21 protein-coding genes are annotated in these 20,805 nt (G+C 66.6%); 10 read left to right on the top strand and 11 right to left on the bottom strand.

Annotation, left to right across the window (positions count from 1 at the left end):
• Positions 1-21 precede the first annotated feature (21 nt).
• Positions 22-1,065, bottom strand: coding sequence for an SDR family oxidoreductase (locus G522_RS0118365; RefSeq protein ID WP_026792299.1), 1,044 nt, complete (start codon positions 1,063-1,065; stop codon positions 22-24).
• Between the two features lie 69 nt (positions 1,066-1,134).
• Here G522_RS0118365 and G522_RS0118360 point away from each other — a divergent pair, with 69 nt between their 5' ends.
• The gene (locus G522_RS0118360) at positions 1,135-1,485 is read left to right on the top strand and encodes a MerR family transcriptional regulator (RefSeq protein ID WP_026792298.1); all 351 of its coding nucleotides are present in this window, start codon (positions 1,135-1,137) and stop codon (positions 1,483-1,485) included.
• A 127-nt stretch (positions 1,486-1,612) separates the two neighbouring features.
• On the opposite strand, the gene G522_RS0118350 is transcribed toward G522_RS0118360, so the two are convergent.
• On the bottom strand, positions 1,613-2,215 hold the full coding sequence (locus G522_RS0118350) for a TetR/AcrR family transcriptional regulator (RefSeq protein WP_026792297.1): 603 nt from the start codon (positions 2,213-2,215) through the stop codon (positions 1,613-1,615).
• 76 nt (positions 2,216-2,291) lie between these two features.
• Between G522_RS0118350 and G522_RS0118345 the strand changes: the two genes are divergently transcribed.
• Entirely contained in the window at positions 2,292-3,203 is a 912-nt protein-coding gene (locus tag G522_RS0118345; protein ID WP_026792296.1) for an SDR family oxidoreductase, read from the top strand.
• Between the two features lie 193 nt (positions 3,204-3,396).
• Here the strand turns inward: G522_RS0118345 and G522_RS0118340 are convergent, their stop codons facing one another.
• The gene (locus tag G522_RS0118340; RefSeq protein ID WP_210162939.1) at positions 3,397-3,696 is read right to left on the bottom strand and encodes a putative quinol monooxygenase; all 300 of its coding nucleotides are present in this window, start codon (positions 3,694-3,696) and stop codon (positions 3,397-3,399) included.
• Positions 3,697-4,110: 414 nt separating this feature from the next.
• On the opposite strand from G522_RS0118340, the gene G522_RS0118335 reads away from it, so the two are divergent.
• Both G522_RS0118335 and G522_RS0118330 read left to right on the top strand, forming a co-directional pair.
• On the top strand, positions 4,111-5,631 hold the full coding sequence (locus tag G522_RS0118335) for an ABC-F family ATP-binding cassette domain-containing protein (RefSeq protein ID WP_026792294.1): 1,521 nt from the start codon (positions 4,111-4,113) through the stop codon (positions 5,629-5,631).
• Between the two features lie 118 nt (positions 5,632-5,749).
• Positions 5,750-6,697 (top strand): hypothetical protein, encoded by a 948-nt coding sequence (locus tag G522_RS0118330; RefSeq protein WP_026792293.1) that lies wholly within the window; start codon positions 5,750-5,752, stop codon positions 6,695-6,697.
• Between the two features lie 35 nt (positions 6,698-6,732).
• On the opposite strand, the gene G522_RS0118325 is transcribed toward G522_RS0118330, so the two are convergent.
• The 3 genes from G522_RS0118325 to G522_RS0118315 form a co-directional block, all read right to left on the bottom strand.
• A complete protein-coding gene (locus G522_RS0118325) occupies positions 6,733-8,784 on the bottom strand; it encodes a methyl-accepting chemotaxis protein (protein WP_026792292.1) in 2,052 nt (683 codons plus the stop codon).
• Between the two features lie 309 nt (positions 8,785-9,093).
• Positions 9,094-9,435 carry a nuclear transport factor 2 family protein gene (locus G522_RS0118320; RefSeq protein ID WP_084633268.1) on the bottom strand — a complete coding sequence of 114 codons (342 nt, stop codon included), beginning with the start codon at positions 9,433-9,435 and terminating at the stop codon, positions 9,094-9,096.
• Positions 9,436-9,618: 183 nt separating this feature from the next.
• Positions 9,619-10,362 (bottom strand): SDR family NAD(P)-dependent oxidoreductase, encoded by a 744-nt coding sequence (locus G522_RS0118315; protein WP_026792290.1) that lies wholly within the window; start codon positions 10,360-10,362, stop codon positions 9,619-9,621.
• Positions 10,363-10,493: 131 nt separating this feature from the next.
• On the opposite strand from G522_RS0118315, the gene G522_RS0118310 reads away from it, so the two are divergent.
• From G522_RS0118310 to G522_RS0118300, 3 genes are all read left to right on the top strand, one after another.
• On the top strand, positions 10,494-11,384 hold the full coding sequence (locus G522_RS0118310; RefSeq protein ID WP_026792289.1) for an AraC family transcriptional regulator: 891 nt from the start codon (positions 10,494-10,496) through the stop codon (positions 11,382-11,384).
• Positions 11,385-12,037: 653 nt separating this feature from the next.
• Positions 12,038-12,418, top strand: coding sequence for a MarR family winged helix-turn-helix transcriptional regulator (locus G522_RS0118305; RefSeq protein ID WP_210162941.1), 381 nt, complete (start codon positions 12,038-12,040; stop codon positions 12,416-12,418).
• Positions 12,415-13,230 (top strand): NAD-dependent epimerase/dehydratase family protein, encoded by an 816-nt coding sequence (locus tag G522_RS0118300; RefSeq protein WP_026792287.1) that lies wholly within the window; start codon positions 12,415-12,417, stop codon positions 13,228-13,230. The genes G522_RS0118305 and G522_RS0118300 overlap by 4 nt, the downstream gene beginning before the upstream one ends.
• Positions 13,231-13,447: 217 nt before the next feature.
• Here the strand turns inward: G522_RS0118300 and G522_RS0118295 are convergent, their stop codons facing one another.
• Positions 13,448-14,368 carry an ornithine cyclodeaminase family protein gene (locus tag G522_RS0118295; protein WP_026792286.1) on the bottom strand — a complete coding sequence of 307 codons (921 nt, stop codon included), beginning with the start codon at positions 14,366-14,368 and terminating at the stop codon, positions 13,448-13,450.
• 441 nt (positions 14,369-14,809) lie between these two features.
• Here G522_RS0118295 and G522_RS0118290 point away from each other — a divergent pair, with 441 nt between their 5' ends.
• Both G522_RS0118290 and G522_RS29680 read left to right on the top strand, forming a co-directional pair.
• Positions 14,810-16,492 carry an ABC transporter ATP-binding protein gene (locus G522_RS0118290; RefSeq protein WP_245586690.1) on the top strand — a complete coding sequence of 561 codons (1,683 nt, stop codon included), beginning with the start codon at positions 14,810-14,812 and terminating at the stop codon, positions 16,490-16,492.
• A gap of 17 nt (positions 16,493-16,509) precedes the next feature.
• A complete protein-coding gene (locus G522_RS29680; protein WP_425414078.1) occupies positions 16,510-16,653 on the top strand; it encodes a PIN domain-containing protein in 144 nt (47 codons plus the stop codon).
• 240 nt (positions 16,654-16,893) lie between these two features.
• Here G522_RS29680 and G522_RS0118280 read toward each other — a convergent pair whose 3' ends face one another.
• From G522_RS0118280 to G522_RS0118265, 4 genes are read right to left on the bottom strand one after another with little or no spacing between them, the layout of a single operon-like run.
• Positions 16,894-17,457: a GNAT family N-acetyltransferase gene (locus G522_RS0118280; protein WP_051228795.1), complete on the bottom strand. Its 564-nt coding sequence runs from the start codon at positions 17,455-17,457 to the stop codon at positions 16,894-16,896.
• Between the two features lie 9 nt (positions 17,458-17,466).
• Positions 17,467-18,375, bottom strand: coding sequence for an arginase family protein (locus G522_RS0118275; RefSeq protein ID WP_026792283.1), 909 nt, complete (start codon positions 18,373-18,375; stop codon positions 17,467-17,469).
• A 1-nt stretch (position 18,376) separates the two neighbouring features.
• Positions 18,377-18,796: a GFA family protein gene (locus tag G522_RS0118270; RefSeq protein ID WP_026792282.1), complete on the bottom strand. Its 420-nt coding sequence runs from the start codon at positions 18,794-18,796 to the stop codon at positions 18,377-18,379.
• Between the two features lie 15 nt (positions 18,797-18,811).
• On the bottom strand, positions 18,812-19,366 hold the full coding sequence (locus G522_RS0118265) for a putative glycolipid-binding domain-containing protein (RefSeq protein WP_026792281.1): 555 nt from the start codon (positions 19,364-19,366) through the stop codon (positions 18,812-18,814).
• Positions 19,367-19,517: 151 nt separating this feature from the next.
• Here G522_RS0118265 and G522_RS0118260 point away from each other — a divergent pair, with 151 nt between their 5' ends.
• Positions 19,518-20,747, top strand: a complete 1,230-nt coding sequence (locus G522_RS0118260; protein ID WP_026792280.1) for an NAD(P)/FAD-dependent oxidoreductase — start codon at positions 19,518-19,520, stop codon at positions 20,745-20,747.
• Positions 20,748-20,805 lie beyond the last annotated feature (58 nt).

Below are 20,805 nucleotides of genomic sequence, written 5' to 3'. Positions count from 1 at the left end.
CGCGGGAAGGCGAATGACCGATCAGGACTTGAGCAGGTTGAGGTCCGCCAGACTGGTCGCCGTGGCGATGATCGCCTCTTCGGGGGGCCGAGGGTTCCAGCCGAGCAGGCGCTGCGCCTTGGCGGCGGTCGCATTCTTTTGCTTTCCAAGCTCGGGCAACAGGCTCCTCACTTCGGGATCGAAGAGTGCGACCGCTCGCAGCAACCAATTGGGCAACTGGCGCGTCGACACGGCGCGCGCCGAACCACCCAAGCGGTCCTTCAAGGTCTGGGCCATCTGGGCGACGTTCATGAAATGGCCGGCGGTCGCGAGAAATCTCTCTCCGGCTGCGGCAGGATTCGTCATCGCCCGGAGATGGAGATCGGCGGCGTCGCGAGCGTCCACGATACCGAACCACAAGTCGGGGCAACCAGGCGTGCTGCCCTCCAACATTCGCTTTATCAGGTGGGTCGACGTGGACAGGTCTGCCCCGAGCACCGGACCAAGGATGCCGGTGGGATTGATGACCGCAAGTTCGAGCGCGCCTCCTTCCTCCTTCATGAAGCTCCACGCGGCACGCTCGGCCAGCGTCTTCGATTTCTGATAGGGTTGGATCGTCGGATCGCCGGGATCGGTCCAATCCGTCTCCGTGAAGGTTCCCGCGCGGCCCTTCCCATATCCGATCGCCGCGAACGACGAGGTGAGCACCACTCGCCTCACCTTGGCGTCCCTCGCCGCGCGCAAGACCCGGAGCGCGCCGTCCCGCGCGGGCCTGATCAACTCGTTCTCGTCCTTGGGGACCCTGCCCGGAAAGGGAGATGCAACATGCAGGACGTAATCGCAGCCTGCGGTCGCCTGCTTCCATCCCGCGTCGATGGTGAGATCTGCGGCGAACAGGGCGACCTGATCGGCGCGATCTCCCGCCCCACCTTGTCGTAGTATGGCCTGTCGCAGCATGGCCTTCAAATCGTGTTCTCGCCGCAGATCGCGGACCGTAGCGCGCACCTCATGGCCGGCCGCAAGCAGCTGGATGATGCAATATGCGCCCAGGAACCCCGTCCCGCCCGTTACCAAAACCCTCGCCATGTCGGCTCCTTGCTGGAGAGAAGACACAGGCGTACACCTTCAACCTAGGTTTAAGGTCAAGGACTTTCCATGCGTATAGGTGAAGTCGCGCGGCGATCGGGTCTCTCCACCTCGCGTATCCGCTTTTACGAGCGGCACGGGCTGATCCCTCGCGCCCTAAGAGGCGAGAATGGCTATCGACGCTATGGCGTGGACGTGCTGGAGACACTCAACTTCATTCACCAGGCGCAGGATCTTGGCTTCACCCTCGACGAGATCAGGGCAGCCCTCAGTCAGAGGAGCGGCGGGCCGCCGACAGGGAAGGAAGTGCTCTCGGCACTCCGCGAGAAGCTCACGGCGCTCGATCGGCATATCGACGAGGTGGCGCGCCGCAGGCAGCGCATCATCGCGCTTATCGAAAAGTATGAAAACCGTCCCTAGAGCAATTTCAGCAAAAGTGGGAACCGGTTTTGCGTCCGAAATTGCGTCTTAACAAAGCGCTCTAGCTTCGGCGCGCCGCCCAAGGCCGATGTGTGTGCCATCCTCACGTCGGCCTCGTGAACGGCCATCACACCTCGGCCTCCAGCGCCGCGAAGGCCTCCTTCAACAGCTCGGCGAGCGAGCGCTTGCCGCCTTGCTGGTTGAAGGCTTCGGTGGCAAGGCGCATGGCGCCGATCGCCAGCATGGCGACCAGCCTCAGGCCGGTTTCGCGGGCCGGGTCGGGCCATCGCTCGCGGAGCGCGGCGAACAGCGCCTTCTCCTGCTCCACATAGCTCGCCTGCTTGCGGGCCTGAACGGCCTCGCTCTCGCGCATCAGCCGATCGATGGCGATCATCTCGTCGGTGGAAATGCTGTCGCACATCTTCACCGCCGCGTCGCGGATGGCTTCGAGCGGCCGCTGGCCCTCGGGCGTCTCGCGGAAGGCGGCGACCAGCATGCCGCCCACATTGGCCTGCAGCGACAGCAGAATGTCGTCCTTGGACTTGAAATAATAGAAGAACGTTCGCCGCGAGATGCCCGCCGCCGCCGCGATATCGTCCAGCGTCGTCGCCGCATAGCCCTTCTCGATGAACAGGCGAACGCCGCGATCGGTGATGCGCTGAAAGGTCTCCCGCCGCTTGCGCTCCCTGAGGCCCTCGTGCGCGGCATCCGGCCCGCCCTTGCTATTCATCCCGCCCGCCCTTGAAATTTACACTCAGTGCGAATATTATTTTACACCGAGTGCGGTATTTTGAGAAGGCAGCGTCATGGCAAAGTGGACGGCATCCGACATTCCCGCGCAGTCCGGCCGCTCGGCCGTGGTCACCGGCACCGGCGGGCTGGGCTTTGAGACGGCGCTCGCCCTGGCGCGGGCCGGTTGCGAGGTGATCATCGCCGGCCGCAACCCGGAGAAGGGCGCGGCGGCCGTGGCCGAGATCGCCGGCAAGGTACCCGCCGCCAAGATCCGCTTCGAGCCGCTCGATCTCGCCAGCCTTGTCTCCGTCGCCGATTTCGCGGCGCGGCTCCACAGCCAGCGGGGCCACCTCGATCTGCTCGTCAACAATGCCGGGGTGATGACGCCGCCCAAGCGGCTGGAAACCGCCGACGGCTTCGAACTGCAGCTCGGCACCAACTACTTCGGCCACTTCGCGCTGACCGGCCATTTGATGCCGCTGTTGCGCGCCGGCCGGGATGCACGGGTGGTGACGCTGTCAAGCATCGCCGCTCAAAGCGCTACCCTCGATTTCGACGATCTCGGCGCGACCAACAGCTACAAGCCCATGGCAGTCTACGGCCAGTCCAAGCTCGCCTGCCTGATGTTTGCGCTGGAGTTGCAACGCCGCAGCGAAGCCGCCGGCTGGGGCGTCACCAGCATCGCCGCCCACCCCGGCATCTCCCGCACCGACCTCCTGCACAACGCGCCCGGCCGCCGCAGCGTCGTCGGGCTGACACGGTCCCTGCTGTGGTTCCTGTTCCAGCCCGCCGCCCAGGGCGCGCTGCCGACGCTCTATGCCGCCACCTCGCCGGATGCCAAGGGCGGCGCCTACTACGGCCCCGACAAGCTCGGCGAAACCCGTGGCTACCCCACCGACGCGAAGATCCCGCCGCAAGCGCTGGATGCCACGGCCGCCGCCCGCCTCTGGGAGCTCTCCGAGCGCTATACCGGCGTGGGCTTCTGACGAAGGCGACGCATCAATCGAGATCGGCGTCGATGCGGACCATCAGCCCGCCCGTACCGGAAGACGCTGGGCACGTCGCCGGGGCGGTACATGGCGGAGAGGTAGGGCGAGGGGTGAGGCGCGGCGGCTATGGCCAACCGCGCTTCATCGCTGAAACCGCCTCCGCACCCAGAGCATCGAAAGCCCTCTCCTGTCAGGCCACAGAGAGCCCGTTGAGCGTCACGGAACTCCGCTCGGCAAGGTCGCCCACGGTGGCCCGATAGGCCTGGAAATGCGGCGTGGCGCGATGCGCGGCCACCGCGGCGTCATCGACATAGAGCTCATCGAGCGCGAAGCGGGTGTCGTCGGCCTGATCGACCCAGAGGTCGTAGCGCAGGTTGCCCGGCTCGGCCCGGCTGGCGATCACCATGGTGTCGAGAAGGGCTCTGAGCTCGGCGGCCTTGCCCGGGCGTGCCGAGAGGATCGCCATGATCTTGATCGGTGCAGTCATCATCTGTCTCCCCAGAGGCGAAGCGCCACAGCGCCCCGCCGGTCATGCTCGCTCCGGATGGCCTCGGATCGGTGCTCGGAGGTAGTCATACCCGCCTGCGACGCTGGCGGTCTACGCCACCACCGATTGCGCCCGAAAAAAAGCGATGATATTCAGGCCCCGTGCTTGAGGAGAAAGGAGGGGTCACATGCATGCGTTTCATATCCGGTCACACCGGACACGTGGTCCCGTCTCTGCCCTGCAAATGCGTTTGCAGGGCTGACCAGAGGCCTTCTCACTCGATCATTTCCTGGTCTGCCCTTTGTGAGCCCTAGCGCCGAGCCTTTCGCTCGCGCTGGCCCTATCTGCCGCATCACACATCGCACCGGCCGCGCGCCCGCGACGCCCTGATGCAGGCTTCAAGACCAGAGATCCGACATGAGCCTTCTCAACCTGCGCAATCTCGGCGTGACCTTCACCAGCACGCTGTTTTCCGACCTGAACCTCACCGTCAACGCCGGCGACCGCATCGGCATCGTCGCCGCCAACGGCCGCGGCAAATCCACCCTGATGAAGTGCATCATCGGGGCCTTGGACCCCACAGTGGGCGAGATCACCCGCGCCCGTGGCCTGACCATCGGCATGGTGGAGCAGGATGTGCGGCCGGCGCTGATGGCAGCAAACTTCCGCGATGCGGTGCTCGACGCACTCCCGGCCGACCACGTCGACAGCGAAAGCTGGCGCGCCGACGTCGTCCTCGACGGGCTGGAGGTGCCGGAGCCGTTGCGCGAACAGCCGCTCAAGGCGTTGAGCGGCGGCTGGCAGCGGCTGGCCTTGATCGCCCGCGCCTGGGTGAGCGAGCCGGACGTGCTGCTGCTCGACGAGCCCACCAACCATCTCGACCTCGCCAAGATCGCGCTCCTGGAGAGCTGGCTGAACGCCCTGCCGCGCGACATGCCGGTGCTGCTGGCGAGCCATGATCGCGCCTTCCTCGACGCCGTGTGCAATCGCACGCTGTTTCTGCGGCCGCAGAATTCGCAAGCTTTCGCCTTGCCCTACAGCCGTGCCCGGCTGGCGCTCGACGAGGTGGATGCCGCCGATATCAGGCGCTACGACCGCGACATGAAAACCGCGGAACAATTGCGCCGGCAGGCGGCCAAGCTGAAGAACATCGGCATCAATTCCGGCAGCGACCTGTTGGTGGTCAAGACCAAGCAACTGAAGGAGCGGGCCGACAAGCTGGAGGATGCAGCAAAGCCCGCCCATCTCGAGCGGTCGGCCGGCACCATCCGGCTCGCCAATCGCGGCACCCACGCCAAGGTGCTGGTGACGCTGGACGACGCGGCGGTGACCACCCCGGACGGCACGCTGTTGTTCCGAACGGGCAAGAAGTTCATCTGCCAGGGCGACCGGATCGTACTGCTCGGCCGCAACGGCACGGGCAAGACCCGGCTTGTCATGATGCTGCGCCGGGCGATCTCCGATCCGTCTGTTACGGTGGACGACATCAAGGCCACGCCCTCGCTGGTGCTGGGCTATGGCGATCAGGCGCTCGCCGATCTCGACGACCGGCAGAGCCCGCACGACACCATCGCCCACCGCTTCGATGTCGGCGACCAGCGGGCCCGCAGCCTGCTGGCCGGCGCCGGCATGACCATCGAGATGCAGGGTCGGCCGGTGGCCGAGCTGTCCGGCGGGCAGAAGGCGCGGCTCGGGCTGCTGGTGCTCAGGCTCAAGGAGCCCAACTTCTACCTGCTGGACGAGCCGACGAACCATCTCGACATCGACGGACAGGAAGCACTTGAAGGCGAACTCTTGGCCCACGCAGCCAGCTGCCTGCTGGTGTCGCACGACCGCAGCTTCGTGCGCGCCACCGGCAATCGCTTCTGGCTGATCGACGGCCGCAAACTGATCGAGACGGACAGCCCCGAGCCGTTTTTCGAGGCTGCCAGAGGCTGACGAACAGGAGGGCGCTCGTCGCCCTCCCCCCCCCCCCCGGGAGCCTCACCTCCCACCATCAAACAGCCGCCTTTCCAGCCGACCAAACTCCCCCGTTCCCAACACCGAGGCCGCCCTTATGCGATCCCTGAGCTTCCTTGCCAGCCTTGCGCTTGTCGCGCTCTGCGCCCCCGCCTCGGCCGCCGAGAGTTTCCTCTACACCGGCTCCGGCGATCTCGAACTCAACCGCAGGATTCTCGAGCGGCCGGATATTGGCGGCGTGCAGATCGTCTATAACTGGCGGCAGCTCGAACCGGAGAAGGATCGCTATGACTTTTCCGCCATCGAGACGGATCTCGCCGTCGCCGACGGACTGAAGAAGAAGCTCTTCATTCAGGTGCAGGATCGCTTTTTCGAGCCCACCGCCAAGCGTGTGCCGGATTACCTGATGGCCGACCCCGCCTATGGCGGCGGTCTGGCGCCGCAGATCGACAACCCCGGTGAAAACAAGCCGGTCGGTTCCGGCTGGGTGGCCATGCAGTGGAACCCCGCGGTACGCGATCGCTATCAGAAGCTGTTGGCCGCGCTGGCGAAAAGCTTCGACGGCCGCATCTATGGCGTCAATCTGCCGGAAACCTCCATCGACGTCTCCAGCGCCGCGCCGCCGGCCGGCTTTTCCTGCGACGCCTATTTCGACGCCGAGATGGAAAACCTCACCTTCGCCCGCCGGGCCTTCGCCAAATCGCACGTGGTGCAATACATCAATTTCTGGCCCTGCGAATGGGACAACGACCACAACTATATGAGCCGCATGTTCGACTATGCCGCCAGGGACAACGTCGGCCTCGGCGGACCCGATATCATTCCCGGCCGCAAGGGCCAGATGAAGAATTCCTACCCCTTCTTCAACCGCTACAAGGGCAAGCTCGCCTTCGTCGGCATGGCCGTCCAGGAACCCACCCTGACCTACAAGAACCCCAAGACGGGCAAGCCCTTCACCAAGGCCGAGTTCCAGGCCTATGCCGAGGACTTCCTGGGCGCCGACGTCATCTTCTGGAGCAGCGCCTCACCCTGGCTCAGGAAATAGGCCGCCGGCGGCAAGCCGGCGTCAGAAAAAGTCCCCTACCCCCTCAGCCCCACCACCACGTTCGCCACTTCCTGCTTCAGCTGCCCCACCAGCCCGCTCAGCGACGACGCGGAGTCGTGCACCTCCGACGAGGTCCTTGACGTCTCGCTGGCGGCTTCGGCGACGCCGAAGATGCTGCCGCCCACTTCGCTGGCGGCGTCGGCGGCCATCGAGATGGAGCGGGCCACTTCGGCGGTGGCGGCTTCCTGTTCGGTCACCGCCGCGGCGATGGCGGCGGCGGTGGCGCCGATGTCGCGCACGCGGGTGGCGATGGTTTCGATGGCTTCCGACGACGCCTTGGTGGCGGTCTGGATCTGCGTCGCCTGGCTGGAGATTTCCGCCGTGGCCTTTTCCGTCTGCGCCGCCAGCTGCTTCACCTCGGAGGCCACCACGGCGAAGCCCTTGCCCGCCTCGCCGGCTCGCGCCGCCTCGATGGTGGCATTGAGCGCCAGGAGGTTGGTGCGCGCGGCGATGTCGGCGATCAGTGCCACCACCGTCTCGATCTGCTGGGCGGTGTGGGCGAGGCCGAGCACCTTTTTGGCGGTGTCGTCGGCGAGCCGCACGGCCGATTTCGCCGCCTCGCTGGAGGCTTCCACCTGCCGGCCGATTTCCTTCACCGACGAGGCCAGCTCCTCGGCGGCGCCGGCCGCCGACTGCGTACCCTGCTGGGCGAAATCGGCAGCGCGCACCACCGCCATCGACTGGTTGGAGGTTTCCTCGGCGCCGGCCGACAGCGTGTTGGCGGCGCTTTCGAGCTGCTGGCTGGCCGTGCCGAGCGCGGCGGCCACCGTTCCCACCGTGGCCTCCAGGCCGTCGGCGAGCTTCAGCATATTGCGGATCTTTTCTTCCTCGGCCTCGCGTTCCAGCCGGGCGCGCTCCTCGCGCAGCCGCGCCGCCTCCACCAGGGCGCTGCGGAAGTCGATCACCGAGCGGAACAGGTGGCCGATCTCGTCGCGCCGGCCGGTGGTGGCAATGGCCACGTCGAGCTGGCCGGCCGTCAGCGCGCGGGTGATGCCGGTCAGCCGCGTCAGTGGCGAGGTGATGCCCCAATGGGCGATCGCCAGCGTCAGCGCGGTGGCCCCGAGGGCGCCCGCCAGCAGCACGAAGGCCCAGATGAATTCGCCGTTGGCGGCCGAGCGTTGCGCCTCCATCATCGCCGCCACATGTCCGCCCACCGCCTTCTGCAGCGCACCGACGCTGTCGATGGCCTTGCTCGCCGCGGCAAACCAATCCTGCGCCGACATCGCCGGAGCCTTGCCGGCAAGGAAGGCGCCATAGGCCGTCTGGCGCACCTCATCGAACGATCCGGAGAGCGCGTCCTCGGCCGCAGCCAGCGGGGCGGACATGTCCGCGCCGAGCTGCTCCACCTTGGGCCGTGCCGCCGTCCAGGCAGAGACCACGTGGCCGCGATATTCGGCAAGGCGCATCAGCTGCTCGGTGGTCGGCACCGATTGCGAGGCGAGAAGGCCGTTGACGAGCCCACGCTCACGCCCCAGGAACTCGGCGATCTCCCAGATCTGATGGCGGGCTTCGGCGGCGCGCACCAAAAGCGAGCTGGCCATGTGGTCGTCCTGGGCCACCATGGTGCTGGCAAGGCTGTCCACCGCCTCGATCGCCTTGGTCTCAGCGGCGAACCAGTCGCGCGCCAGCGCCCGCCGCTCCTCCTTGGCCTCTGGCAGGCTGCCGTGGATGCGGCCGCGAATGTCGCTCGCCTGGGCGACGGCCACCTTCACCTGGCTGGTGTCGTTGCCGCCGGCCTCGGTCAGCAGGCTGTCGAGATCGGCAAGGCTCTGCTTGCGAATGGCCGTCAGCTTGTCGAGCGCCTCGGGGGAAAGCTGCAAACCGCTCGCCACGCCGTTGGTCTGGCCGCGATCGATGGCAAAGCCTTGGGTCACGCCGAGGGCAAGGTCCTGCAAGGCCTGCGCCTGGATCGTCTCATCGGCGCTTCGTCTGGCCTCGATGGCACTCATGAAGGAAAGGACCACCTGGATGGTCAGCAAAATAGCCGTCAGTGCAGTCACGAAAAGCAATTGAAGCCGTATGGACATCCGAGCCCCGCGTCAGGTTCAGCTAAATGGCGTTTTCGAAAACCGACTACGCACGGAGGTTGCACCATCCGGCATATTTCTAAACAAACCAGAATCGACGACTCATGTTTGCCCTAGGTCATTTGCGCGGAAGAATGACAATCCTCCCGGGCCGCCTCGCAGATATGCGGGGCGACATGTCATGGATACCTAATAAGGGGCAATACGAGCCCCCCTGGACGAGATAGGCCGCGCGCGCGTTGCGGGACTCGGGAAGGCGACCGGCCGCCTTGGCCGTCCATCGATCGCCCCGGATCCTGCGATCCGCTGCTATTCCAGCTCGGCATCGATGCGCGCGATCAGTCCATCGGCATTGACCGCGATGTCCAGCCGGCCGATCTCGTGGCCGAAATCGCCGGTGAAATCGACGCGCAGGCGGCATCGCCCCTCGTCGAGGCTGTCGATGGAGAGCAAGCGGGTCACCGTGCGATAGGCCACGAAATAGCGCTCGATGTAATCGCGCACGCCGGCCTCACCGTCGAACCGATGGCCGGTCGACGGGTCGTCGATCACCGCGTCGGGCGCAAACAGCGCCACCGCCGCCTCGGTGTCGAAGGCGTTGGTGGCGGCGATCAGCGCATCGGCCGTCCTGCGCAAAGTGTCGTCGGTCATCCTGGCATCTCCAAACCTTTATATTCCAAGTATAGGCGCCAAAGCCTGAGCCGAAATCCGCTGGGGTGAGGCAGATGGCGACGGCTTCGAGAACCGGAGCGGAGCGAACGTAAGGTTCGTGAGCACCGGAAGCGCAGAAGACTAAGTCATATGCCCGCCCCAGTAGGATTTCCGCTCAGGCGGTCAGATGATGTAGCCGCCGGAGACCTCTATGATCTGCGCGTTGACCCAGCGATTGTCATCCGACAGCAGGCTGGCCACCATGCGGCCGACGTCGTCCGGTTCGCCGACGCGCCCCAGCGCCGTTTCTCCGGCCAGCAGTGCCTCGAAGTCGGCGCTGAGGCCGCCGCCGAGCTCGGTGCGGATGGGCCCCGGCGCGACAGCGTTGGCGCGGATGCGGCGGTCGCCGAACTCCTTGGCCATGTAGCGGGTCAGCACCTCGAGCCCGCCCTTGAAGGCGGCATAGGGCGCAACGCCCGCCGTGGCGACGCGGCTGGTGGCGCTGGTGACGTTGACGATGTGGCCGCCGTTCGCCATCAGCGGCAGCAGCGCCTGCGTCAGGAAGAACGGCCCCTTGAGATGCACGCGGAAGAGGCCGTCGAACTCGGCTTCGTTCACCGTGGCGATCGGGTTGAAGCGCCCGTAGCCGGCGTTGTTGACCAGGGCATCGAAGGTCTCACGGCCCCAGGTGGCAGTGAGCTGCTGGCGCACTGCGTCGGCAAATGCCGGGAAGGTCGCGCTGTCGCCGACATCGAGCTGCAGGGCCACGGCCTTACCACCCTTCGCCTCGATCGCGCCGACCACCGTCTCGGCCGCCCGCTGGTTGCTGTTGTAGGTGAGGATGACGCCGCTGCCGCGCCGGGCGCACTCGGTTGCGATGCTGGCGCCGATGCCGCGGCTGCCGCCGGTGATGATGACGATGCTCATGTAAGGGCCTTTCGTTCGGTCGATCCTTGATAGCCGGCAGGCCCCGCCACCGCTCATCCGATCCTCTTCGATCCTTGCCTATTTCTGCTTTTGTGTTGATCGGAGCCCTGCCCCGTGAAACAACCGAAGCCATGGACAGCCAGCTTCAGGATCAGCTTCACCACCTCCGGCAATTGGCCGCTCGGGCGGAAAACCGCCGCACCGAGACGGGCATTCCGCGCGTCGCCATGGTGCAGGGCGAAATCCCCGAGCATCGGCTCGCCGCCGTCTACGACCCGATGATCAACCTGATCCTGACGGGTTCCAAGACCATGACGGTCGGCGATCGCACCTTCCGCTACGATCCCGCCACCTATTTCCTGCTGTCGGTCGATGTGCCGGCGGTCGGTGCCGTGCATGCCGCCGATGACGGCTCTCCCTATCTCGCTGTCAGCCTGACGCTGGAGCCGGCCATCGTCGCGGGCCTCCTGGCCGACCTGCCCAAACCTGCCGGCGGTGAGCTCTACGGCTCCGGCTTCTCGGTGGCACCGGTGACGCCCGTGCTGCTCGACGCCTGGCTGCGCATGCTGCGCCTGATGGATCGTCCCGACGAGATCGCCGCCCTGGCGCCGGCCTACGAGCGCGAGATCCTGTTCCGCGTGCTGCAGGGCCCGCTCGGCTGGATGCTGCGGGATATCGCCAGCCCCGGCACCGCGCTGTCGCGGATCGGCGTCGCCATCGCCTGGATCCGGGAGAATTTCGCCAAGCCGCTGCGCGTCGAGGCGCTGGCCGAGATGGCCGCCCTCAGCGTTTCCGCCTTCCACCGCCACTTCAAGGCGGTGACGGCACTGAGCCCGCTGCAATATCAGAAGCACGTGCGCCTCTTGCACGCCCGCTCGCTGCTGATCTCAGGCGAAGGCAACGCCACCTCCATCGCCTTCGGCGTCGGCTACGAAAGCCCCACCCAGTTCAGCCGCGAATACGCCCGCCAATTCGGCCTGCCACCCTCGAAGGATGCCGTGCGATTGAGGGGTGGGCTGTAAGCGGTTCGCTCCGGCTGGCGGTAGGACGCGCGTCTCTCCGAGCCCGATATCGACCGCTTGGTGCCTTCTGCCCGAGGTCCTGCGCCTAAAGCGCAGGATGACAGCTTGATGGATTGGGGAGACAGCGCGGCAAGGACACTATCCGCTCGTTTCCCCTCCCATAGATTGTCTTCCTCTGCGAAGGCAGAGGATCTCAGGCAGAATGGGACGAAGGATTGATATAGAGCGCGTCGACATTTCCATTCGATCAAGCCGAGGGTGAACCTCAGTTCGCCTGAGTTGATCGGGAGCTCGATATGAGCCGCCGAGTCTTCTCGTCCCGAGATCCTCTGCCTTTGCAGAGGAAGACAGAATTATATATTTGAAACAGAGCCTTGCCGGTGTGCGCCTCTCTCATACCGTCTTCCTCGGCGCGGACCGGTGACCTCGGGCTGAGGGCACCAAGCGGCCGATATGGCCATCCCGACCGACCATGCCGCACCGGCGAATATCCTAGCAACGGAACCCCTTCTTGACATTTGTTTGGTACCATACATATTTGCTAGGTAACTAGCGATATGGAGGACCTTCTCTTGCCCGACGATCCGCAACCCCTTGGTCAGGACATCGTCGGCGCCTGGGCCAAGCGGTGTTACTTCGCCGGCCGGGCCGTCATGGATTCCGTGCTGCGCCCCTACGATCTCGGCTCGGTGCAATGGTATGTGCTCTACCAGCTCGCCACCGCCGGCCCGATCCTGCAGCGCGATCTCGTGCGGCTGCTTTCCATCGAGCGGGCCACCATGACCGGCATCGTCGCCACGCTGGTGCGCAAGGGGCTGGTCGAGCAGCGGCCCGACGGCGCCGACCAGCGCCAGAAGCGCCTCAGCCTGACCGCCGCCGGCGCAGCGCTCTGGAGCATGCTGCCGGACCTGACCTTCATCCGCTCCGTCGCCTTCGGCGGCATGGACGAGGCGGATATCGCGGTGACGGTCAAGGTGCTGCAAACCGCGACGGAGCGCCTCGAACAGCTTTTGTCTGAGGGAGCACCATCATGACCATCCTGGTAACCGGCGGCACCGGCCTGGTTGGCGCCCGCCTTCTGCCGCGTCTTGCCGCGGCGGGGCTCGATTGCCGCGCTCTCCTGCGGGCCGGAAAGCCGGCGCCGTCAGGCGTGACGGCGATCGAGGCCGACCTGCTCGACCCCGCCTCGCTCGTGCCGGCGGTGGAGGGCGTCTCGGCCATCGTCCATCTGGCGGCGGTGTTCCGCACGCCCGACACCGACCTGATCTGGAAGAGCAATCTCGACGGCACCCGCAACCTGATCGCCGCCGCTCAGAAGCACGCCCCCGGCGCCCGCTTCATCATGGCCAGCACCACCAACGTCTACAACGCCGACACCCCGCGCCCCGGCCGCGAGGACGATGCCGCCAACCCCAAGCAGGCCTATCCCGCCAGCAAGCTCGCCGCCGAAAACCTGCTGCGCGACAGCGGGCTCACCTGGGCGATCCTACGCTTCGGCTTCGTCTATGGCGAGGGCGACGGCCATCTGGAAGACCTGCCCCGCCAGGCGCCGCGCTTCAACATGCACCCGGCCCAGCGGATGAGCCTCGTCCATCACCGCGACATCGCCACCGCCGTCGACCTCGCGCTGACAGGCGCGATGGACGGCCACATCGTCAACATCGCCGACGAAGCGCCCACCTCGATCTACGAACTGGCGATGATCGCCGGCGGCACGATGGAGCCGTCATCGGCGCCGCTCGCCAACCCCTGGCACCTCCACGTCGACACCTCGCTGGCCCGCCGCCTCGGCTTCCGCCCCACGGTCCGCACCATCCATCAAGCCGTCGAGGAAGGCTTGATGTGACGGAGCACCCATCTATATGGCTCGCCGAGCCCCATCCTGCCCGAGGTACACCTTGAATTCACGCGTGAATTCAACCGGCCTTCGCGGGGATGACAGCCTGATAGATGCCCCGGGGCAGATATGTATCTGTTTCCCTTATATAAATCTGTCATCCTGGCGAAGGCCAGGACCTCAGGCGGGAGGAACCAAGCGGCCGATATCGGGTTCGCGCGCGCCCTCACAGATTGTCGAAGATCGCCGAGGCCACAGCCACTTCGGTACCCGCCAAACCAACCGAGCAGAACAGGGTGGTATCCTCCGCCGCCTTCCGTCCCGGCGCCTTTCCCGCGACGATGTCGGACAGCTCGATCATGCGTTGCTCGTGGCCTGAGCCTTCCAAAAAGAACGGCACGGCGTAGGCATGGGTCTGCTCCCGGGAGTCGGTAGCGATGACCCTCGCCACCTCCACCACGTCGAGTGCCAGCTCATGCGCGTCCACGTCCTTGGGGCCGAGCGTATTGACGTGAACCCCCGGCTTCAGATCGGCGGCGCTGACCACTGGTTCGGGGCTCGACGTGGCGCAAAGAACGATGTCCGCATCCGCGACCGCCTCTTGCACACTCCCTGCCGGCCGCACCTCGATACCGAGCTCCCGCTGCATCTCCTCGGCGAATTCGGCACGATGCGCCTCGTCGCGGCTAAAGACCCGCGCCAGAGTGATATCCCGCACCGCCACCGCCGCCGCCAGCTGGGTTCGCGCCTGCTGGCCGCTGCCCACGACGCCGACGACACGGGCGTCCGGCGAACTCATGTGCCGGATGGCGACGCCGCCAATGGCGCCGGTGCGGATGGCGCCCAGCCACCTGCCAAGGATGAGGCCCTTGAGCTCGGCATCGTCCGCCGACCAGACGGCAACGATCTGCGTGTGCTCGGCGCCCTCGAAGGTGTCGTAGACGCGGAAGCCGGCCAGCGGCTGCTCTCCCAGAACGCCGCCCACCGTGAACACCAGATCGCCCCGTCCCGGAAAGGCCACGTGATGGCGGGGCGGCGAGACGCCCTCGCCACGCGCCCGCGCCACGAGGGCCTTCTCCACCGCGTCGATCGCGACGCCCATGCAGGCATAGCCCTGGAGATCCTCGTCTTTCAGGATAATCGTCATGGCAAAGCTCCGTCCCGCCAAGCTACCAAGCACGTCGGAGAATAGCGAGACCGACACGCGCCGATGGCAAGGCGCGACCGGCCCGCGCGCGGCAAACGGGCGGCACACCGCGTTGTCTGAATGACACGCCTTGCCCGGCTTTTACGGCACCGCTCATGCCAATCGTTGTCAAAGAGCGGCAGAACCGGCATATTCACCCTTCTTCACCGAGGGAGATTGAAATGAAAGCGATCATGTCCAGCCGCAAAACCCTCAGTGCACACCAGGACATGATCGTTCATGCTTTCCAATCATCCCAACGGGGAGGCGCGCGCGCAACGACGCGGTAAACGCTTCCTCCCCCGCTTCCTGTCTTCCCGCAACGGCTCACCGGCGCGCCAGACGGCACGCGCCCGTATCAGGCGCTTTGTCGGCTACTACAGGCCGCATCTGCCGCTGTTGATGGCCGATCTCGTCTGCGCGGTGCTGGTCGCCGCCACGGCGGTGGCCATGCCGCTGATCGCCAACCACGTCATCAACCGACTGCCGGATCTGGCCGGCGCTCCGGATGCTCTCCGCCAGATCCTGATCCTGGGCGGCGCCATGCTCGGCGTCTTCCTGGTGCAGGCCTTCGCCACCTATTTCGTGGACTATCAGGGCCACGTGATGGGCGCCAAGATCGAGGCGCAGGTGCGCCGCGAACTGTTCGAGCACTGCCAGAAGCTGTCCTTCAGCTTCTACGACCAGCAGCGGACCGGCCAATTGATGAGCCGCATCAGCAATGACTCGCAGTGGCTGGGCGAACTCTTCCACCACGGCCCCGAGGATTTTGCCATCAGCGTCCTCAAGTTCGGCGGCGCCATGGCGGTCCTCGCCTGGATCGATCCCATCGTCGCCCTGCTGGTCGCGCTGCTGATCCCCTTCGCGGTGGCTTACGCGGCGCGCTACAGCGGCCGCATGAATGTCGCCCTCCGCGCCACCAAGGAGCGGATCGGCGACATCAACGAGCGGGTGGAGGATGCGCTGGGCGGCATCCGCGTGGTGCAGTCCTTCGTCAACGAGCGCGACGAGCTCCACCGCTTTCAGGTGCAGAACCAGCGGTTTCTCGATAGCCGCAAGGCGGGCTATCGCAGCGAGGCGTTGCTGTGGGTCGGCATGGATGGCTTTGCCCAGTTGGTCACCGTCGTGGTGATCGTGGTCGGCGCCATCCGCATCCTGACCGCCGGCCTATCCGCCGCCGATCTCCTAACGCTGCTGCTCTGCGTCGGCGTACTGGTCGATCCGGTGCGGCGACTCGATAACTTCTTCCGGCTCTGGCAGGAAGGCTACACCGGCTTCGTCCGCGCCATGGAGCTGCTCGAACAGCAGCCCGACATCGCCGACCGCCCCGCCGCCAGGCCACTTGGCCGAGTGGCCGGCACCATCGGCTTCAACGCGGTCAGCTTCCGCTACGAGGACGACGGCCCGCTGGTGCTCCAGGACGTGTCCTTCGTCATCGAGCCGGGCGAGTTCGTGGCGGTGGTCGGGCCATCGGGCGTGGGCAAGAGCACGCTCTGCAGCCTGATCCCCCGCTTCTACGACGTGGAGGCCGGCAGCGTGACCATCGACGGGCAGGACGTGCGCGACGTCACGCTGGCCTCGCTCCGGCGCAACGTCGGGGTGGTGCAGCAGGACGTCTACCTGTTCAGCGGCACGGTGATCGACAACCTGCGCTACGGCCGCCCGGAGGCGAGTGACGAGGAGATCGTCGCCGCGGCAAGGGCCGCCAACGCGCATGAGTTCATCGAGGCGCTGCCGGACGGCTACGACACCGACATCGGCCAGCGCGGCGTGAAGCTCTCCGGCGGCCAGAAGCAGCGGCTGACCATCGCCCGCGCCTTCCTCAAGAACCCGCCGGTGCTGATCTTCGACGAGGCCACCAGCGCGCTCGACAATGAAAGCGAGCGGGCAGTGCAAAAGGCGCTGCTGGGCTTGGCGCGGGGCCGCACCACCCTCGTCATCGCCCATCGCCTCTCCACCGTGCGGCACGCCGACCGCATCCTGGTGCTGACGCGCGACGGCATCGTCGAGGAAGGCACCCACCAAGCCCTGATGGCCGCCGGCGGCGTCTACGCCGGCCTGCACAACGTGCACGCCAGCATCTGACGCTGGCGAGCCGGACTGTGATCCCTCCCCTTCCGAGGGGAGGGATTGGCTACATCGCCGCGATCGCCACCGCCCACGGCTTTTCCGTCGCCACCCGCGACGCCAGCGCCTTCAAGGCAGCCGGCGTCCCGATCATCGATCCCTGGCGGGGCGGAAACTGAGGATTCCAAAATGGTCGAAGCGTCGTCCTGCCCGCTGGCCACACGGACCGAGCAATCGAAGCGTCCTATAGTCTGCGCTTGCCCTGTTCTGCCCGAGGTCCTCTGCCTTCGCAGAGGAAGACAGTTTTATATTTAGGAAACAAATGCATAGGCGCTCGCACCCGTTCCCATAGAGTGTCTTCCTCTGCGAAGGCAGAGGACCTCGGGCAGGATAAGGCGAGCCGCCGCCATAGGCTGCCCTCATCTCGTCCCGCTCTCCTCGCGCATCAGAACATAACTCTGGTGCAGGATGTCTTCGCCGCGTGAACGGGAGGGGCGACGGGTTGCGCTAAGCGGGCGAAAGCCGAGCTTCATGAGCACGTTGCCGGAGGCCGGGTTGTCGGCGGCGTGGCCCGAGCGCAGCCGCGTGAGCCCCAATGCGCCAAAGGCAAAGTCCGCCACCGCCCGCGCCGCCTCGAAGGCAAAGCCCTGCCCCCAGCCTGCCTTTTCAAACCAATAGCCGAGGTCGCCCTCGCCGCCGTCGACCTCGTCGATATCCACCAGCCCGATCATGCGGCCTTCGCGCAGCACGGCGAACCGGTAAGCCGTTCCGGCCAGCCACTCCTGCTCATGCTCGGCAAACCAGCCCACCGTTTCATCAAGATCCGGCGGGAACCGGGCCATGCGCAACATGCGCGTCACGTCCCAATCCGACTGGATCTCGAAGGCCCTGTCGGCATCGGCCCGGTTCGTTGGGCGCAAGGTCAGCCGCTCGGTGTGCAAACTGACACGGCGCACAGACCCGGAATGGTTGGCCGGCATCATCTCAATCGCTCACCCCTGCCGCACCACCACCCCGATGGCGTTCACCACCAGCCGGGCGGCGGTCAGCGCCGAGAGGTTGCCGACGTCGGCGCCGGGGCAGAGCTCCACCAGGTCGAAGCCGACGAGGTTGGCGCGGCGGCCGATGCCGGCGATCAGGTCGATGGTTTCGGTGTAGCTGAGGCCGCCAGGGCTGGGCGCCGCCACGCCGGGCATGATGCCGGGGTCGAGGCCGTCGCAGTCGAGGGTGATCACCACCTTCGCACCGCCGGGAATATGCCGGAGCGCCGCTTCCACCCCCTGACCGTGGATCTCCCGCGCCGTCACCAGGTGGCTGCCGTAGCGCAGCGCCGCCTCGATCTCCTCAGGGCGGGCGCTGCCGACGCCGCGCATGCCCACCTGCACGATGCCTTCCACATGGCCCATCTCGCTCGCCCGGCGCATCGGGCTGGAATAGCCGTGGCGCTCACCCATGAGCTCGTCGCGCCAGTCGATATGGGCGTCGATCTGCAACACCCAGATCGGCCCGTGGTCGACAAAGCCGGCGAGGAAGGGGATCACCACGGAATCGTCGCCGCCCAGCAGGATCGGCACCGCCATGGTCGCCAGCACTTCGCGCGTCTTCGCCGAAATGCGGGCGCGGTTGCCGGCGCCGTCCTCGGCGCTGGTGGCGACATCGCCGATATCGACGCAGGAAACCGGCCCACCGCCGAACAGCGGCCCGCCGAGGTCGAAATCCCAGTGCTCGATCAGCGGGCCGTCACCCTGGCTCGCCGCGCGAACCGCGACGGCCGCCGCGGTGGAAAGGCTGTCACGCCCCGGATAGGCGGTGCCATGGCCGGCACCGAAGATCACCGCGCGCGGCAGCCGCCCCTCGGCAAGGCGGCCCGGCAAACCGAGGAAGGTAGGCGATAGTGTCATGTCACTCCTCCGCCTCGGCACGGACGGGCACGCTCTCCGGCTGGCCCAGCCAGTTGGGCCGGTTGCCCCAGTAGAGAACGTAGCGTGGGGGTGGGAAATCCGGATCGGCGAAGGAACCCACGGCAAAACCGATGGTGCCGGGGAACGCCGCCCCCGACTTGAAAAACCGCCCGGTGCCGCAGGTGGGGCAGAAACACCTGTAGCGGTCGGGATGTTCCGAGCCGCGATGGTGATGCAGCGTGTAATCGCCCTCGATGGCCACCGCCGCCTCCGGGAACCAGGCCGAATGGCTCATCACGCTGCCGGTGCTGCGCTGGCACTCCGTGCAGGTGCAGGCATGCGTGTGGACCGGCTCGCCCCGGACGGTGAAGCTGAGGCCGCCGCAATCGCAACGCCCCTGGCGAACGGTCTCAACCTGCATGCTGCCCCCTCGCACCTATACCCGCCGGAATACTCCCGGATAATCCATCACAAGACCGTCGCCGTCTACCGGCAGGTCGGCGGTAAAACCACTGTCGAGGCCTTGATAGCGATAAAGGCTGTCCGGCATCAGGCAGGTGTAGCGCTGGCCGACAGCGATCGGCCGGAGATCGCCGCCCTCCGGCAGCGGCACATAGGCCACCCGGATGTCGCGGCTTTCGCCCGGCCCCAGCCTCAGCCGCCGGATCGGCAGCGTGTTGGTGGACGGCGTGATGCGGATGTCCACATCGACGCAGCCATCGAGTGCCGGCAGGGCGCGATGGCCGACCACGTCGCGCCAGTGCCCCTCGCCATCGGCCTCGACATGCAGCACCGGCCCGCCGACGAAGGCGATGCGCACCTCGCGCGTCCGGAAGGCGGCATCGGTCCGCAGCCGGTAATGGGCGCCGAACAGCCCCTCATCGGTGGTCACCACCACGCCCTCGAGGGTGAGCCCGTCATCATCGAAACGGAGAGCGCAATGCTCCAGGCCCTCGCCCTCCCACTCCCGCCAGCGAACCATCGATCTCATCGTGACCTCCTCTCGCAATGCGCCCATCCTCGAACGATCGCCGGCCAGGAGATGGCAGGAGAACGGCAATGACCATGGAACCGCCCGCCCGCGCCGCCCGTTGATGGTGCGCCAGGGCCGGCTCCGCTGGCAGCCGCCGAACGGAGACCCGATGCCCGATCATGATAGCGCCACACGCAGTGAAAACCTCCGCACGGGGGTCTCCCTCTGGACGCGAACGCCCAACTCCACCGTCGCCGCCGAGCGGACGCTGCCGCGCCAGCGCTTCGACGTGATCGTCGTCGGCGCCGGCATCAGCGGCGCACTGGTCGCCGAGGCGCTGACGCGAGATGGCAAGTCGGTGCTGATCGTCGATCGCCGCCCGCCGGTGCGCGGCTCCACCCCTGCCTCCACCGCCATGATCCTGCACGAGATCGACGTGCCGCTGGTCCGGCTCCGCCGCAAGATCGGCGACGCCAAGGCCAATGCCGCCTGGCGTCGCTCGGCCCGGTCGGTCGACCACCTGATCGCCCTCACCGAGCGGCTGGGCATCGACTGCGGCATGGAGCGCAAGCCGGCTCTCTATCTTGCCGGCGACGAGATGGGCGTGCGGGCGCTGAAGGCCGAGGCGGCGGCACGGGCGGAGATCGGCATCGACGCCGCCTATCTCGACCGCGCCGCGCTCGGCGAGCGCTTCGACCTCGACCGCCCCGCCGCCATCCTGTCCTCGATGTCCGCCTCGGCCAACCCGGCGCAGCTGGCAGCCGGGCTTCTGAAGGCGGCGCTCGCCCGCAAGGCGCGGCTCGTCTCGCCGGTGGATATTTCCGACATGGCCGAACTGCCCGGCGGGGTGGCGCTCGCCACGCGCGACGGCGCCGTGCTCACCGCCGAGCACGTGGTGTTCTCCACCGGCTACGAGTTTCTGCCTCAGATGGAAAGCGCCGCCCACAGCGTCGTTTCCACCTGGGCGCTTGCCTCGAAGCCGCTCCGCCGCCTGCCCGCCTGGCTGAAGGAAACGCTGGTCTGGGAAGCGTCCGACCCCTACCTCTATTTCCGCGCCGATGCCGCCGGCCGCATCATCGTCGGTGGCGAGGACGAGGCGTCCGAGGACAGCAACAGCGATCCCGACAAGATTGGCAAGAAAGCCAAGGCGATCGCCGGCAAGTTCAAGGCGCTGACCGGCTTCGACCTGGGCAAGCCGGCCTATGCCTGGGGCGCGCCCTTCGGCATTACCCGCGACGGCCTACCGATCATCGACCGCGTGCCGGGCCACGAGCGGGTGTTCGCCATCATGGGCTTCGGCGGCAACGGCATCACCTTCTCAACCATCGCCGCCGAAATCGTCTCCGCCGCCATCGCCGGCCGTAGAGATCCGGATGCAGACCTGTTCGCGTATCGGTGAGAGCCACTCTGGACCCATCCCACCAAACCGGGCAAGCTGGCGGCGTCGATAACGCGAG

Origin of the sequence: Pleomorphomonas oryzae DSM 16300, from assembly GCF_000422965.1 — a bacterium.
In the GTDB taxonomy this organism is placed as follows: domain Bacteria; phylum Pseudomonadota; class Alphaproteobacteria; order Rhizobiales; family Pleomorphomonadaceae; genus Pleomorphomonas; species Pleomorphomonas oryzae.
The sequence above is the reverse complement of the archived record's forward strand: the minus strand, read 5'-3'. Positions and strand labels throughout refer to the sequence as shown.

Bases quoted from the DNA above. Each gene is read 5' to 3' on its own strand.
- G522_RS0118365 (WP_026792299.1), bottom strand. From the start codon at position 1,065: ATGGCGAGGGTTTTGGTAACGGGCGGGACGGGGTTCCTGGGCGCATAT.
- G522_RS0118360 (WP_026792298.1), top strand. From the start codon at position 1,135: ATGCGTATAGGTGAAGTCGCGCGGCGATCGGGTCTCTCCACCTCGCGT.
- G522_RS0118350 (WP_026792297.1), bottom strand. From the start codon at position 2,215: ATGAATAGCAAGGGCGGGCCGGATGCCGCGCACGAGGGCCTCAGGGAG.
- G522_RS0118345 (WP_026792296.1), top strand. From the start codon at position 2,292: ATGGCAAAGTGGACGGCATCCGACATTCCCGCGCAGTCCGGCCGCTCG.
- G522_RS0118340 (WP_210162939.1), bottom strand. From the start codon at position 3,696: ATGATGACTGCACCGATCAAGATCATGGCGATCCTCTCGGCACGCCCG.
- G522_RS0118335 (WP_026792294.1), top strand. From the start codon at position 4,111: ATGAGCCTTCTCAACCTGCGCAATCTCGGCGTGACCTTCACCAGCACG.
- G522_RS0118330 (WP_026792293.1), top strand. From the start codon at position 5,750: ATGCGATCCCTGAGCTTCCTTGCCAGCCTTGCGCTTGTCGCGCTCTGC.
- G522_RS0118325 (WP_026792292.1), bottom strand. From the start codon at position 8,784: ATGTCCATACGGCTTCAATTGCTTTTCGTGACTGCACTGACGGCTATT.
- G522_RS0118320 (WP_084633268.1), bottom strand. From the start codon at position 9,435: ATGACCGACGACACTTTGCGCAGGACGGCCGATGCGCTGATCGCCGCC.
- G522_RS0118315 (WP_026792290.1), bottom strand. From the start codon at position 10,362: ATGAGCATCGTCATCATCACCGGCGGCAGCCGCGGCATCGGCGCCAGC.
- G522_RS0118310 (WP_026792289.1), top strand. From the start codon at position 10,494: ATGGACAGCCAGCTTCAGGATCAGCTTCACCACCTCCGGCAATTGGCC.
- G522_RS0118305 (WP_210162941.1), top strand. From the start codon at position 12,038: ATGGATTCCGTGCTGCGCCCCTACGATCTCGGCTCGGTGCAATGGTAT.
- G522_RS0118300 (WP_026792287.1), top strand. From the start codon at position 12,415: ATGACCATCCTGGTAACCGGCGGCACCGGCCTGGTTGGCGCCCGCCTT.
- G522_RS0118295 (WP_026792286.1), bottom strand. From the start codon at position 14,368: ATGACGATTATCCTGAAAGACGAGGATCTCCAGGGCTATGCCTGCATG.
- G522_RS0118290 (WP_245586690.1), top strand. From the start codon at position 14,810: ATGGCCGATCTCGTCTGCGCGGTGCTGGTCGCCGCCACGGCGGTGGCC.
- G522_RS0118280 (WP_051228795.1), bottom strand. From the start codon at position 17,457: ATGATGCCGGCCAACCATTCCGGGTCTGTGCGCCGTGTCAGTTTGCAC.
- G522_RS0118275 (WP_026792283.1), bottom strand. From the start codon at position 18,375: ATGACACTATCGCCTACCTTCCTCGGTTTGCCGGGCCGCCTTGCCGAG.
- G522_RS0118270 (WP_026792282.1), bottom strand. From the start codon at position 18,796: ATGCAGGTTGAGACCGTTCGCCAGGGGCGTTGCGATTGCGGCGGCCTC.
- G522_RS0118265 (WP_026792281.1), bottom strand. From the start codon at position 19,366: ATGAGATCGATGGTTCGCTGGCGGGAGTGGGAGGGCGAGGGCCTGGAG.
- G522_RS0118260 (WP_026792280.1), top strand. From the start codon at position 19,518: ATGCCCGATCATGATAGCGCCACACGCAGTGAAAACCTCCGCACGGGG.